This window comes from Kitasatospora sp. NPDC056138, from assembly GCF_042264695.1.
Classification (GTDB): Bacteria; Actinomycetota; Actinomycetes; order Streptomycetales; family Streptomycetaceae; genus Kitasatospora.
Window position 1 is genome coordinate 1 of the sequence record NZ_JBHJVK010000045.1, and the last position, 13,090, is coordinate 13,090.

Consider the following 13,090-nt stretch of genomic DNA (forward strand, 5'->3'; position numbering starts at 1 on the left):
CCACCGAGCCGCCGAGCACCGCGAGGGTGCCCTGGCCGCCGACCGCGCCGAGCAGGGCCAGCGCCGCACCACCGGCCAGCATCAGCAGCCCCAGCAGCGCCGGCCTGCGGCTGGGCGGCCGGAGCGCGCCCCGGCCGGTGAGTGCCTCGACCACGTTCTGCCTGGAGGCCTGGACGGCCGGCACGACCGCCGCCAGCAGACCGGTGACCAGGCCGAGGGCGGCGATCCCGAGCAGGTCGAGCGGCCGCAGGTCGAGATGGCCGAAGCGGCGCCCGGCCGTCTCCTCCAGCCACGGCCGGGTGGCGGCGGTCAGCAGGATCGCGGACACCACGCCGGCGGCGGCGCCGGCCAGGCCGAGCACCGCCCCGCCACCGAGCACCACGGCCCGGACGTGCGAACGGTCACCACCGCCCGCGGCGAGCAGGCCGAGCTGCCGCCGGGAGCGCCTGGCCCCGACGGCGAAGGCGGGGCCCGCGAGCAGGACGATCTCCAGCAGCGCCATCCCGGCCACCGTCGCGAGCATGATCACGGCGGTCCGGTCGACCCCGGAACCGGCGCCGCCGCGCCGGTCCTGGTCGACGTAGTACGGCACCTGGGAGCGCGGCGGCGGGTCGAGCACCACGGTGCGCGAGGTGGCCACCAGACCGTACTTGTTGAGCTCCAGCACCTTCGGCCAGTCCAGCACGGCGCCGGCCGGGAGCTTCACCAGCCAGCTACCGCCGCCGGACACCCCGCCCCGCCCGCCGCGCGGGACCTGGCCGAGGGCCTTGTCCTGCGGCTCGATCAGCGCACCGGGGCGGCCGATCAGCTCGACGGTGTCCAGGCTTCCCGGGTCCTCGACGGCCGCGGTGATGGTGTACGGCCTGTCCTCCAGGCCGCGCACGGTGGTGGTGCTGCCGACCTCGAGGCCGGCCTGGTCGAGAAAGGCCCGGGTGGCGGCCAGCTCCTGCGGGGCTCCCGGGGCACGGCCCTGCACGATGTCGAGCTTCCCGTGCCAGATCGGGTCGGTCAGGTCGGCTTCGGCGGTCCTGGTGCGCAGCCGGCCGTCCCGGCTGCCCGCGGTCGTGTCGTGGCCCGTCAGCACCGGGGTCAGCACCGAGCCCTTCGGCAGGAGCTCCAGGGCCAGCACCCCGGGATCGGTCTGCAGGCTCTTCTGCTGCTCGGGGGTGGGTTTCTCACCGTCCTTCGGCATCGAGGCGCTGCCGCCCTCGCCGGCTATCGGCGGCTGCATGACGGTCATCCCGCGCCCGTACGACGTCAGCAGCGCGTCCGACTGGCCCAGCAGCCGGACGGCCCTCTCCCCGGGCTCCAGTCCGGTGCTGCGGAAGACCACGTCGGCGCCGGCCACTCCGAGCACCGGCAGCGCGATCATGGCGACCACCAGTGCGCTGCGGCCCTTGGCGCGCAGGGCGTCGCGGCGGGCGATCCGCAGGGCGGCCCGCCAGGAACTGAGCTTCACTCGGTACCCCTCGCGCTGTTGGTGGCGGAGGCGACCAGCAGGCTGGCGGCGTCCCGGCTGGTGGTCTGGTCGACCATCCGGCCGTCCCGCAGGAAGACCACGCGGTCCGCCCAGGCCGCGTGCCTGGCCTCGTGGGTCACCATCACCCCGGCCGCACCCGCGTCGCAGCGCGCCCGCAGGACGGCGAGCACCGACTCCCCGGTGGTGGAGTCCAGCGCTCCGGTCGGCTCGTCGGCGAGGACCAGGCGGCGGTCACCGATCAGGGCCCGGGCGATGGCGACCCGCTGCTGCTGGCCGCCCGACATGTCGTCGGGGAACCGGTCCGCCAGCTCGGCGATCCCCATCTCGTCCAGCGCCGCCAGCGCCTGGCTGCGGGCGGAACGGCTGGAGGCGCCGTCGAGTTCGCGGGGCAGCGCGATGTTCTCCGCGGCGGTCAGCGCCGGTATCAGGTTGTAGTCCTGGAAGACGTAGCCGATCGAGCGGCGGCGCACCTGGGCCAGCCGCTTGCGGGACAGCCCGCCGAGTGCGACGCCCTCGACCAGCACCTCACCCGTGCTCGGCGCGTCCAGTCCGCCCGCCAGGGTCAGCAGGGTGGACTTCCCGGAGCCCGACGGGCCCATCACCGCGACCAGTTCCCCCGGGTACACCCGCAGGTCGATCCCGCGCAGGGCCTGCACCTCGGCGGCACCCTGGCCGTGCACCCGGGTGACCTCCGCGAGGTGCAGGACCGGCTCCCTCTCCACACCGCCGGGCTGCCCGCCGGTCAACTGAGTAGTACTCAACTCTCCCCCTGCAATGGCTTGTTCGGTATGGATCAGATCCGGCTGCGGCGCTTCGGCCGGCCCGGCCGGATCTCGGCGGCCTGCGACGGCTCGGCACCCGGGGCCGGCGGACGGTGCTGCGCCAGCCTGGTCTCGCAGTGGTCCAGCCAGCGGATCTCGGCCTCGGTCTGGAAGATCAGCTGCTCCAGCACCAGCAGCCAGGCCAGGTCCTCCTGGCGACCCGCATCGCCGTTGAGCGCCTGGCCCTTGAGCCGGGTGTAGTCCTGGAGCGCCTTCATGCTGTGGCGGCGCTGCGACTGGACGACGGCCGCGACATCGACCCCCGGCACGGTCACCGCCATCGCCAGCTTGATCGCCAGCTCGTCGCGCGGCGGGCTGTTCCTGGGCACCGGCGTCTCGAACCAGTTGCGCAGCTCGGCGCGCCCGGCCTCGGTGACGGCGTAGAACAGGTGCCCCTCCTCGTCCTCCCCGTGCGGCGCGACCAGCCCGTCGCGCTCCAGGCGGCCCAGGGTGGTGTAGACCTGGCCGACGTTGAGCGGCCAGGTGGCGCCCGTGCGGGACTCGAACTCGACGCGGAGCTGGTAGCCGTAGCGCGGGCCCTGGTCGAGCAGGGCGAGCAGGCCGTGACGGATCGACATACTCGGTATGTATACCCGGTATGCCCTTCCCACTCAAGCGCAGCCGGTACCGTCGTACGGTGTGAGCCAGCTGCGCATCGCCACCTTCAACCTGTTGCACGGTCAGCCCCTGGCCGCCGACGGCAGCCCGCTGCCCTTCCCGCCCCCCGCCGCGGGCCGGGAGTGCCCCCAGGCCGCCGACCCGCTGATCGAGGCCGTCGCCGGGCTGGACGCGGACGTGCTCGCGCTCCAGGAGGTCGACCGCTACCAGCCGCGCTCCGGCCTGGTGGACCAGGCCGCCGCAGCCGCCAAGGCGATGGGCGCCACCGACTGGCGTTTCGCCGCCGCGCTGCACGGACGCCCGGCCCCGGTGGCCGGCTGGGTGCCCGACCCCGCCGTCCCCGGCCTCCAGGTCTACGGGCCCGGCGAGGTCGACGCCGCCACCGAACCGCCCTCGTACGGCACCGCCCTGCTGACCCGGCTGCCGGTGCGGCACTGGCGGGCCCGCAGGTTCGCCCCGGCGCCGTTCGGGCTGCCGCTGCGGGTCGCCGGGCGGCGCGGGCTGACCCCCGTACCGGACGAGCCGCGCGCCGCACTGGCCGCCGTCCTGGAGGGCGAACGGGGGCCGTTCACGGTGGTCGCCACCCACCTCTCCTTCGTCCCCGGCTGGAACATGGCCCAACTCGCGGGCATCCGCCGGTGGATCGCCGACCTGCCGAAGCCGTACCTGGTGCTCGGCGACTTCAACCTGATCGGCGCGATGCCCCGGACGGTGCTCGGCAGCGCCACCGCGCTCGACCCGGAGACCGTCCGCGAGCGCCGGTCGGAGCGGCTGCGGCGACGGGACCTGCGGGCGGCCCGGCGGATGCGGGCCGCCCAGGCCGCGCAGGCAGGGGTCCGGCGGCGTCGGGTCAGGGAGCCGCGGCCGCGCATGCAGGGCTGGTACGACCTGGCGAAGACCCCGACGTACCCCTCGCACCACCCGGCCGTCCAGTTCGACCACGTCCTGGCCATCGGCGTCCCCCGCACCGCGGTGGGGCCGGCCTCGGCCCCCCGCACGGCGGTCTCCGACCACCGCCCCCTGGTCGTCGAGGTCACCCTCTAGGGCGCGTCACCCCCGGGAACGGGGGCGCGGGAGCGGCGGCCGGACCCGGGGAGCCGGGCACCCGGACCGCCGCCCCGTGCGGCGGGGGTTCACCCCCGCCCCCGGAGCTGCCCCGTCGGGCCCGGCTGCTGGGGCAGCCGGTGGGTGGTGGGCTCGTACTGGAGGAGGAGCATGGCCGCGTCGTCGCCGAGCTGGCGGCCGACGTGGCGGACGACGTCGTCGTGGATCCGGCCCAGCACCTCGACCGGGCTGCCGGTGGCGACGTGCGGAAGGCGTTCGGCCAGCGGGTAGAAGGCACCCCGGTGGTCCCTGGCCTCGATCACGCCGTCGGTGAAGAGCAGCACCCGGTCGCCGGGCTGGACCCGCACCCGGTGCACCGGCGGCCGGACGTCGGCCGGGTCGAGGACACCGAGCGGCGGCACCGTCTCCGCCAGCTCCAGCGCCCGCACCGGCTCGCCGGACCGCATCAGCAGCGGCGCCGGGTGCCCGCAGTTGACGATCTCCGCGACGCCGTCCGCACCGACCCCGATCAGGACGAGGGTGACGAACTCCTCCTCCACCCCGGGGTGGTCGTTCTCGTGCAGGGCGCGGTCCAGGCTGACCGCCAGCCAGCCGGCCACCTTGGCGAGTTCGGGCTCCTGGTGGGCGGCCTCGCGGAACGCGCCGAGCACGGCGGCCGCCGTCTCCACGGCGTTGAGCCCCTTGCCCCGGACGTCGCCGACCACGGCCCGCACCCCGTGCCGGGTGTTGACCACCTCGTAGAGGTCGCCGCCGATCCGCGCGTGGGCCGCCGCGGCCGCGTAGTGGACGGCGGCCCGCACGCTGCCCACCCGGTCCGGGACGGAGCGGAGCAGGACACGCCTGGCGATCTCGGCGACCAACTGGGCGTCGGCGAGGGCCTTCTCCTGCCGCAGCCGCAGCGTCGCACTGACCCAGCCGATGCCGGCGACCAGGGCGATGGCGAACACGGTGGCGCTGTGCACGGACTGGCCGAGCACATTGTTGTAGATCGCCATCAGGAAGGCCGCGAGCTCGGTGAACAGGCCGATCACCAGCGGGTACCAGGTACGTCTGCTGACCACGGCCGCCAGCGCGGGCACCGCGGTGATGGCCGGCTCGACCGTCACCGAGGAGTTGCTGAAGTAGTCGAGGGAGACCACCAGCACCATGCCGATGAACGGCAGTGCCAGGGCGGTCTTCGGCCAGGTGCCGGTGACGGCACCTGGAACGGCTCCCGGGACCGGCCCCGCCAGCCGCTCTCTGATCCATCCGGTCGCGCTCAACTTCGGTCTCTCCAGCAGAAGGTGGCCGGCGCCAAGGGCACCTGCGGTGATGACAGAGGGTCAGGGACTTCGTCCTCGTCGGCGGCCGGAGTACTGCGGTTGACCGGTTACCGACCCCACAATAGGCGCGAAACGTGCACAGCGCACAGGTTTCGCGCAATCCTGTGACGGCTTGGATGCTCTGCGTGACTCATTCTTCACTATTCCCGATCAGGAGCCTGGTCAACTCTTTTCGGTCAGGAAGTCCTGACGGTCTTACGACGCGACCGCTGCGGACGTAGAGGAACGAAGCCGTGACCTGCTCCAGATCGACACCCGCCTGTTCCGCCCAGGCCACCCGGTAGATGGCGAGTTGCAGCGGGTCCGCGGTTTCGTCCCGGTGGGTCTTCCAGTCCACCACCTCGTACCGTGACACGTGCGGTGACCCTGAGCCACCGTCACGCTCCCGGTACACCGCGTCGATCCGGCCGCGCACCACCCGTCCCGCCAGCACCAGTTGGAACGGCGCCTCGACCCGGTACGGCGTCCGGTCCGCGTACGGGCTGCGCAGGAAGGCCTCCTTGAGCCGCTCCAGGTCCCGCTCGTCCTCGATCCCGTCCTCGTCCGCGCCGGGCAGCGCACCCGGTTCGATCAGCATCAGCGGCTCGATCCGGGACTGCACCCAGGCGTGGAACCGGGTGCCGCGCCGGGCGGCGGGCGCCGGCGGGCGCGGCATCGGGCGGGCCAGCTCGCGGGCGAAGCCGTCCGGATCCGCGGCCAGCCGCATCAGCTGGGAGGCCGACATCGAGGCCGGCAGCGGCACCTCGCGCACCGCCCGCCGGGAACGCTCCAACTCCCCCAGCAGGGCGGTGAGATCACGGTCCCAGGAGGCCACCTGGCGCTCGGCCTCCGCCCCCAGCTGCTCGGGCTCGGGGGCGGGTTCACCGGCCAGGCGGCGGTGCACCACCTCGGCCACCCGGCGGCGGGCGGCCTGCGCGGCCGGGTCCAGCGGCAGCGGCCAGGGGGTCTCCACGGAGGTGGTGAGCACCGGGTTCTCCGCCTCCGGCAGCGGCGGCTCGGCCCACCGCTCGACCTCGCCGCAGCCCGGCTGCCCGCTGTGGGCCCGCAGCTCCAGCAGGAAGTCGGACGGGCCCCGCCGCCGCTTCTGGCTCGGCCCCCACCAGTGCCCCGAGGCGAGCAGCAGCGTACGGGGACGGGTGAACGCGACGTACCCCAGCCGCAGTTCCTCGACCCTGGCGTGCTCGGCCATCGCCTTCTTGAAGATCCCGATCTCCTTGGGCGCCCACGCCCCGATCGGCGGCAGGGTGGCCGCGTCACCGCGCAGGGCGTGCGGGAGCACCCTCTTGGTGCTGGTCCAGCGCTCGCGCCCCTTGCTGCTCGGGAACGCGTCCTTCACCAGCCCGGGGACGGCGACCACGTCCCACTCCAGGCCCTTGGACTTGTGCGCGGTGAGCACCTTCACGGTGTCCTCGCCGCCGGGCAGGCTGCTGTCCAGACCGCGTTCGTACTCCTGGGAGGCCCGCAGGAAGGCCAGGAAGGCGGAGAGCCCCGGGTCGCCGTCCAGGTCCGCGAAGGAGGCGGCCACGTCCAGGAAGCCGTGCAGGGTCTCCCGGCGGCGGGCGGCCAGGGCGTGCGGGGAGGCGGCGAGCTCCACCTCGAGCCCGGTCACCGCGAGGACCCGGTGCAGGACGTCCATCAGCGGCTCGGCGAGCGACCGGCGCAGCTCCCTGACCTCCTGCGCGAGCCGGGCGAACCGCACCCTGGCCTCGGCGGAGAACGGCAGTGCGTCCGGCTGCTCGGCCTCCAGGAAGGTCTCCAGCGCGTCGGCGAGCGAGACCACCTCGGTCGGGTCGGTCTCGGCCACGGCCGCGGTCAGCACGTCCACGCCGTCCGGACGGGCAGTGCGGACCAGGTCGGCGGCCCGGCGGCCGAGCAGGGCCAGGTCGCGCGGGCCGATCCGCCACCGCGGGCCGATCAGCAGCCGCACCAGCGCCGCGTTGGCCGTCGGATCCTGCAGCACCTCGCAGACCGCGACCAGGTCGGCCACCTCGGGCAGCTGGAGCAGCCCGCCGAGCCCCACCACCTCGACCGGCACCTCGCGGGCCACCAGCGCCGCGTGGATGTCCGCGAAGGACGCGCCGCCCCGGCAGAGCACCGCGATCCGGCCGGGGGCGGTGCCCGTGCCGACCAGGTGGGCGATCGAGTCCGCCAGCCAGTCGATCTCCTCGGCGTGGGTCGGGAGCAGGGCGCAGCGCACGAACCCGCTCTGCTCCTCCCCCGGCGCCGGGCGCAGCGCCTCGACGCCCTGGTGCATGGCGCGCAGCGGCTCGGCCAGCCGGTTGGCGAAGGCGAGCAGGCGCCCGCCGCTGCGGCGGTTCTCGCTGAGCGCGTACCGGGTGGCGGGGCTGCCGTCGCGGCGCGGGAAGTGCGCGGGGAAGTCGTCCAGGTTGGCGACCGAGGCACCGCGCCAGCCGTAGATCGCCTGGCACGGGTCGCCGACGGCAGTGACGGGGTGCCCGGAGGCCGTGCGGGACCTGCCGAAGAGGCCGGAGAGCATCAGGCGCTGGGCGACGGAGGTGTCCTGGTACTCGTCCAGCAGCACCACCTTGTACTGGGCGCGGAGCAGCTCGCCGACCTCGGGGCGCTGCTGGGCGAGGCGGGCGGAGGCGGCGATCTGGTCGCCGAAGTCCATCAGCCCGGCGGCCCGCTTGCGGCGGCGGTACTCCTCGACCAGCTGCAGCAGTTCGAGCCGTGCCCTGGCCGTCACCGGGACGGCGCGCAGATCGTCGTTGCTGAGCCTGACGGTGACCAGCTCGTCCAGCAGATCCTGGTCGAACTCGCGCAGCCCGGCCGGCTCGACCAGGTGCTCGGCCAGCTCGCCGTCGAGCGCGATCAGGTCGGCGACCAGCCCGGAGAAGGCGCCGGTCAGCGCCGGGTAGGGGCCGCGCGCGGAGCGCAGCACCTTGGCGGCGAGCTGGAAGCGGGTGGCGTCGGCGAGCAGCCGGACGTCCGGCTCGATGCCGATCCGCAGGCCGTGCTCCTTCAGCAGCCGGCCGGCGAAGGCGTGGTAGGTGGAGATCTCCGGTTCGCCGAGCGCGTCCTCGTCGGCGTCCAGCACCCGGGCCCGGCGCAATGCGTCCCGGACGCGCTCGGCCAGTTCGCCGGCCGCCTTGTTGGTGAAGGTGAGCCCCAGCACCTCCTCGGGAGCGACCGCGCCGGAACCGACCAGCCACACCACGCGGGCGGCCATCACCGTGGTCTTCCCCGACCCGGCCCCGGCCACGATCACGGCAGGCTCCAGCGGCGCGCCGATCGCTGCCATCTGCTCCCGGTTGAAGGGGATGCCAAGCAGCTCCTTGAGCTGTTCGGGGTCACTGAGCACGGCACGCACGCCGTCAAACCTAACCGGTGCCGCGGACAGACCCGCACACCCCTTTCGGCGGCGAGGGCGGGTTTCAGCGGCAGGGGCGGGCGGACGGGGGCGCGGGGGACGGGCGAACCGGCGGGCACCGGCCGGTACCCGCCCTTGCGCGCCACGGGTCGCACCGCCCGGCGGGGCCCTCGGGGTGCGGGTGGTCCACCGGGCCCGACCAGCCGCGGGGGCCTTCCGGTCCGCACGGCTCCCCGCATCCCGGGGTGCTGCTCTCCGCAGCTAGTCGATCAGTTGGCGCCCGTCGCGCTGGGCCGAGCAGCTGCTGCGGAAGGCGCAGCGGGTGCAGCTGTCGCTCGCCGTGGGCACGAAGCGTTCCGCGAGCACCCGTCCCGCCGCGTCCGCGAGCAGGTTCTCGATCCACGGTTCGCCGTCCGGCGGGCCCTGCTGCTGGACCTTGGGGGCCTGGGGTGCGCCCTTCGCCGGCTCCCGCAGGTGCACCAGTTCGGCCCCGCCCGAGGTGGCGCCGGACTCGAAGCCCGGCAGGCCGTCCAGCGCACCGCTGCGCACGGCGAGCTGGTAGACGGCCAGCTGCTTGTGCTCGGGCAGCGACTTCTCGGTGGGGATCTGCTTGCCGGTCTTGAAGTCCACCACGTACGCGCGGCCGACCGCGTCCCGCTCGACCCGGTCCATCGAGCCGCGGATCCGTACGTCGATCCCGCCGACCGGCAGGGTGAGGTCGAAGCCGTGCTCGGTGGCCACGGTGGTGCGGTCGCGCTCCAGCACGTGCCAGTGCAGGAAGCGTTCCAGCGCGGCCCTGGCCTGCTCCTTCTCCTGCTGGGACTTCCACGGCGCGTCGAAGGCCAGCGCGTCCCAGACCGTGTCCAGGCGCTCCATCAGCACCGCCAGGTCGGCCGGGGTGCGTCCGGAGCCGACCTCGTCGGCCAGGGCGTGCACCACGTTGCCGAAGCCCTGGGCGGCCGTGGTGGTCCCGGCGGCCTTGACGTCCTTGTCCAGGAACCACTGGAGCGCGCAGCTCTCCAGCTGTTCGAGCCCGCTGCCGGAGAGCCCGACCGGCTCCGTCGGGACCCGCAGCGGCTCGGCGGACTCCGTCCGGTCCACCAGGCCCCACCAGCGGTCCGGGTGGGCGGCCGGCACCAGCGGCATCCCGTCCTCGTCCGCGGCGGCGGCCAGCACGGCCAGCCGCTCGGCGGCGGCCCGGCGCAGCCCCGGCTCCTGCGCCGGGTCGACGGTGACCGCCCGCAGCTCGGCGACCAGTGCGGGCACCGACAGCGGGCGGCGCGGGCGGTGGGTGACGTCCTCGACGGTGACCTGCGGGGTACGGCCGCGCACCCGCCCGGTCCTGGGGTCGATCTCCTCGCGGTACAGCTCGCGCAGGAAGCGGGAGGGCTCGTCGCCGTCCTCGGCGGGCGCCTTGACGGCGGTGACGATCAGCCGCTGCTTCGCCCGGGTCGCGGCGACGTAGAAGAGCCTGCGCTCCTCGCCGAGCAGGGCGGCCGGGGAGAGCGGTTCGGCGAGACCGTCCCGGCCGATCCGGTCGGCCTCCAGCAGGGAACCCCGGCGGCGCAGGTCGGGCCAGAGGCCGTCCTGGACCCCGGCCACCACGACCAGGCGCCACTCCAGGCCCTTGGAGCGGTGCGCGGTCATCAGCCGGACCGCGTCGGGGCGCACGGTCCGCACCGTGAGGGTGTCGGCGGCGATGTCCTGGGCTTCGAGCTCGGCCAGGAAGTCCAGCGCGCCCCGGTGCCCGGTGACCTGCTCCTCGGCGCGGGCGGCGCTCTCGAACAGGGCGCACAGGGCGTCCAGGTCCCGGTCGGCGTTGCGGCCCGCCGCGCCGCCCCGCAGTGCGGCGCGCTCCAGCCGCTCGCGCCAGCGGCGGGCGCCGTCCCACAGCTCCCAGAGCGCCTCCTCGGCGCTGCCGCCGCCGGCCAGCAGCTCGCGCACCTTGCGCAGCAGCATCCCCAGGTCGCGGGCCCGCCGCGCGTGGGCGGGATCCATCGCGACCAGCCGCTCCGGCTCGGCGAGCGCCTCCCGGATCAGCTCCTCGGCGGACCGTACGGCCGCGGACGGCACGGCACCGGGTTGTACGGCCGCGGACGGCACGGCACCGGGGGGCACCGCCCCTTCGGCCCGGTCCGCTCCGATCGTCCCGCCGGCCCCCGGCTCGTCCGGCTCCTGGGCCGGGACGTCGAAGGTCCCGGGGCCCGTGCCGGAGGCCCGCAGCACCTGCCGCTCCTCCTCCCGCAGCGCGCGCCCGAGGCGGCGCAGGTCGGAGCCGTCCAGGCCGCCGAGCGGGCCGGTCAGCAGGGTGTGGGCGGTCTCGGCGGTGCACTCCGCCGCCGGGCGGGCGCAGACCCGCAGGGCCAGCAGCAGCGGTGCCACGGCCGGTTCGTCGCGCAGCGGCAGGTCGTCGCCGTCGATCTCCAGCGGCACGCCGGCCGCGCCGAGCGCCCGCCGTACGCCGGGTATGGAGCGCGCCCCGGCGCGGACCAGTACCGCCATCTCGCCCCACGGGACGCCGTCCTCCAGATGGGCGCGGCGGAGCAGGTCGGCGATGCTGTCCAGTTCCGTCCCCGGGGTCGGGTAGGTGTAGACCTCGACCCGGCCGCCCTCGTGCGAGGGCAGCAGTGCGCGGTGCTGGGCGAGCTTGCCGGCGGGCAGGCGGCCCATCGGCATCCGCCGGGCCAGCTCCCGGGTGGCGGCGAGCAGGACCGCGCCCGAGCGGCGGGAGACCCGCAGGACCCGGACCTCCGCGGGCCGGCCGTCGGCCTGCGGGAAGGACTCCGGGAAGTCGAGGATGCCGTTGATGTCGGCGCCCCGGAAGGCGTAGATCGACTGGTCCGGGTCACCCACCGCGACCAGGTCGCGCCCGTCGCCCGCCAGCTGCCGCAGCAGCCGGACCTGCGAGGGGTCGGTGTCCTGGTACTCGTCCACGAAGACGACCTCGTACTGCTCGCGCAGTGCCGCCCGTACCTCGGGCCGCTCGGCGAGCAGGACCGCGCGGTGCACCAGCTCGGCGTAGTCGAGGACGCCGCGCAGGTCGAGGACGTCCAGGTAGTCGGCGAGGAAGTGGGCGGCGGCGGCCCAGTCCGGGCGCTGGACGCCGTCCGCGAAGCGGCTCAACTCGTCCTCGCCGAGGCCGAGTTCGCGGCTGCGGGCGAGCACCGCACGGACCTCGTCGGCGAAGCCCCTGGTAGTGAGGCAGGCCCGAAGGTCGAGCGGCCAGCGGATCCGGCCGACGCCGAGCCCGGCGTCCTCGGCGTCACCGGCGAGCAGTTCGCGGACCATCACGTCCTGCTCGGGCCCGGAGAGCAGCCGCAGCGGCTCGGCGTAGGCCTCCGGGGTCTGGTGGGAGCGGAGCAGGGCGTAGCAGAAGGAGTGGAACGTGGTCGCCTGCGGCGACCGGAACACAGACGCCTGCGGCGCTCCGGGGGCAGTTGCCTGCGGCGCCCCGGGGCCGGCCGCCTGCGGGGCCGGGCGGCCGCTGCCGAGCCTGGCGGTCATCCGGTCGCGCAGCTCCATCGCGGCCTTGCGGCTGAAGGTGAGGACCAGGATCCTCTCAGGGTCGGTGCCGCGCTCGATCCGCCGGGCCACCGCCTCGACCAGTGTGGTGGTCTTGCCCGTTCCGGGGCCGGCCAGCACCAGCAGCGGACCGCCCGCGTGCTCGGCCACCGCCTGCTGGTACTCGTCCAGCACGGGCGGGGCGGGCTGGGCCAACGGGCTGCGCACCAAGCGGAAAGGGGAGGTCACGGACATCCTGGGCAGTTCGGGGATCGGGCGGGCCGCGCCGGACCCGTACCCACCGAGCCTACGGTCCCGCAGCCGGCCGCCGTGCAACGGCCCGAGGGCCCGCACCCGCCGAAGGCCCGCACACCGCCCCCGAGGGCTCGAAGACCTGCGCAACCGTGCGTGGACCTCCCCCCGCACCCCGGGCGCGCACCCCGGCAGCCGGTTGCTCACGCGGCTCCCCGCGCCCCCTGGGGCTTCTCCGCACGGAGGGGCGCACCCGCGAAGGGGTCCGCTACTTTCCGTCCCAGCGGGCGCGCCGCAGGTCGACCCTGGGTTCGTCGCCGACGCTGCGCAGCGGGGTGCCCTCCTCGCGGTAGTGGCCCAGCGCGCGGTGCTCGTGTCCGGGCAGCGGCCGCCCGTCGGCGCGGATCACCCGCCACCAGGGCACCGCCCCGCCGTACAGCGCCATCACCCGGCCGACCTGGCGGGGACCGCCCTGGCCGAGGTACTCGGCGACGTCGCCGTAGGTCATCACCCGGCCGGCCGGGATGCGCTCGGTGAGGTCGAGGACCGACTCGGCGAAGGGCGGCAGGGCGCCCGCGTTCGTACTCTCCGTCATCAGGGTGATTCTTCCCCATCCGGTGTGCCGGAGGACCACGTGCGGGGGATTCGCCGCGCCCGATACCGCCCCTGTCCAGCAGTACCCCTTCGGGCATGCCACCAT

The 13,090-nt window shown here is 75.0% G+C and carries 8 protein-coding genes; 1 reads left to right on the plus strand and 7 read right to left on the minus strand.

Going from position 1 to position 13,090, the window contains the following annotated elements; genetic code table 11:
* The 3 genes from ACFC1R_RS24950 to ACFC1R_RS24960 form a co-directional block, all read right to left on the minus strand.
* On the minus strand, window positions 1-1,459 hold a 1,459-nt coding region (locus tag ACFC1R_RS24950), incomplete at its 3' end, for an FtsX-like permease family protein (protein ID WP_375942128.1).
* Window positions 1,456-2,241 (minus strand): ABC transporter ATP-binding protein, encoded by a 786-nt coding sequence (locus tag ACFC1R_RS24955; RefSeq protein ID WP_375942130.1) that lies wholly within the window; start codon window positions 2,239-2,241, stop codon window positions 1,456-1,458. The genes ACFC1R_RS24950 and ACFC1R_RS24955, both read right to left, overlap by 4 nt.
* Window positions 2,242-2,273: 32 nt before the next feature.
* Entirely contained in the window at window positions 2,274-2,879 is a 606-nt protein-coding gene (locus tag ACFC1R_RS24960; protein ID WP_375942132.1) for a PadR family transcriptional regulator, read from the minus strand.
* Between the two features lie 61 nt (window positions 2,880-2,940).
* Here ACFC1R_RS24960 and ACFC1R_RS24965 point away from each other — a divergent pair, with 61 nt between their 5' ends.
* The gene (locus ACFC1R_RS24965; protein WP_375942134.1) at window positions 2,941-3,963 is read left to right on the plus strand and encodes an endonuclease/exonuclease/phosphatase family protein; all 1,023 of its coding nucleotides are present in this window, start codon (window positions 2,941-2,943) and stop codon (window positions 3,961-3,963) included.
* Between the two features lie 89 nt (window positions 3,964-4,052).
* Here ACFC1R_RS24965 and ACFC1R_RS24970 read toward each other — a convergent pair whose 3' ends face one another.
* From ACFC1R_RS24970 to ACFC1R_RS24985, 4 genes are all read right to left on the minus strand, one after another.
* Window positions 4,053-5,246 carry a PP2C family protein-serine/threonine phosphatase gene (locus ACFC1R_RS24970; RefSeq protein ID WP_375942136.1) on the minus strand — a complete coding sequence of 398 codons (1,194 nt, stop codon included), beginning with the start codon at window positions 5,244-5,246 and terminating at the stop codon, window positions 4,053-4,055.
* 190 nt (window positions 5,247-5,436) lie between these two features.
* Window positions 5,437-8,637: a UvrD-helicase domain-containing protein gene (locus ACFC1R_RS24975; protein WP_375942138.1), complete on the minus strand. Its 3,201-nt coding sequence runs from the start codon at window positions 8,635-8,637 to the stop codon at window positions 5,437-5,439.
* Window positions 8,638-8,898: 261 nt separating this feature from the next.
* Window positions 8,899-12,393 carry an ATP-dependent helicase gene (locus ACFC1R_RS24980; RefSeq protein WP_375942140.1) on the minus strand — a complete coding sequence of 1,165 codons (3,495 nt, stop codon included), beginning with the start codon at window positions 12,391-12,393 and terminating at the stop codon, window positions 8,899-8,901.
* A 265-nt stretch (window positions 12,394-12,658) separates the two neighbouring features.
* A complete protein-coding gene (locus tag ACFC1R_RS24985) occupies window positions 12,659-12,985 on the minus strand; it encodes an MGMT family protein (protein WP_375942141.1) in 327 nt (108 codons plus the stop codon).
* Window positions 12,986-13,090: the final 105 nt, after the last annotated feature.

Excerpts from the sequence above, each read along its gene's own strand:
- ACFC1R_RS24980 (WP_375942140.1), bottom strand. The coding sequence starts at position 12,393 with ATGTCCGTGACCTCCCCTTTCCGCTTGGTGCGCAGCCCGTTGGCCCAG.
- ACFC1R_RS24985 (WP_375942141.1), bottom strand. The coding sequence starts at position 12,985 with ATGACGGAGAGTACGAACGCGGGCGCCCTGCCGCCCTTCGCCGAGTCG.
- ACFC1R_RS24960 (WP_375942132.1), bottom strand. The coding sequence starts at position 2,879 with ATGTCGATCCGTCACGGCCTGCTCGCCCTGCTCGACCAGGGCCCGCGC.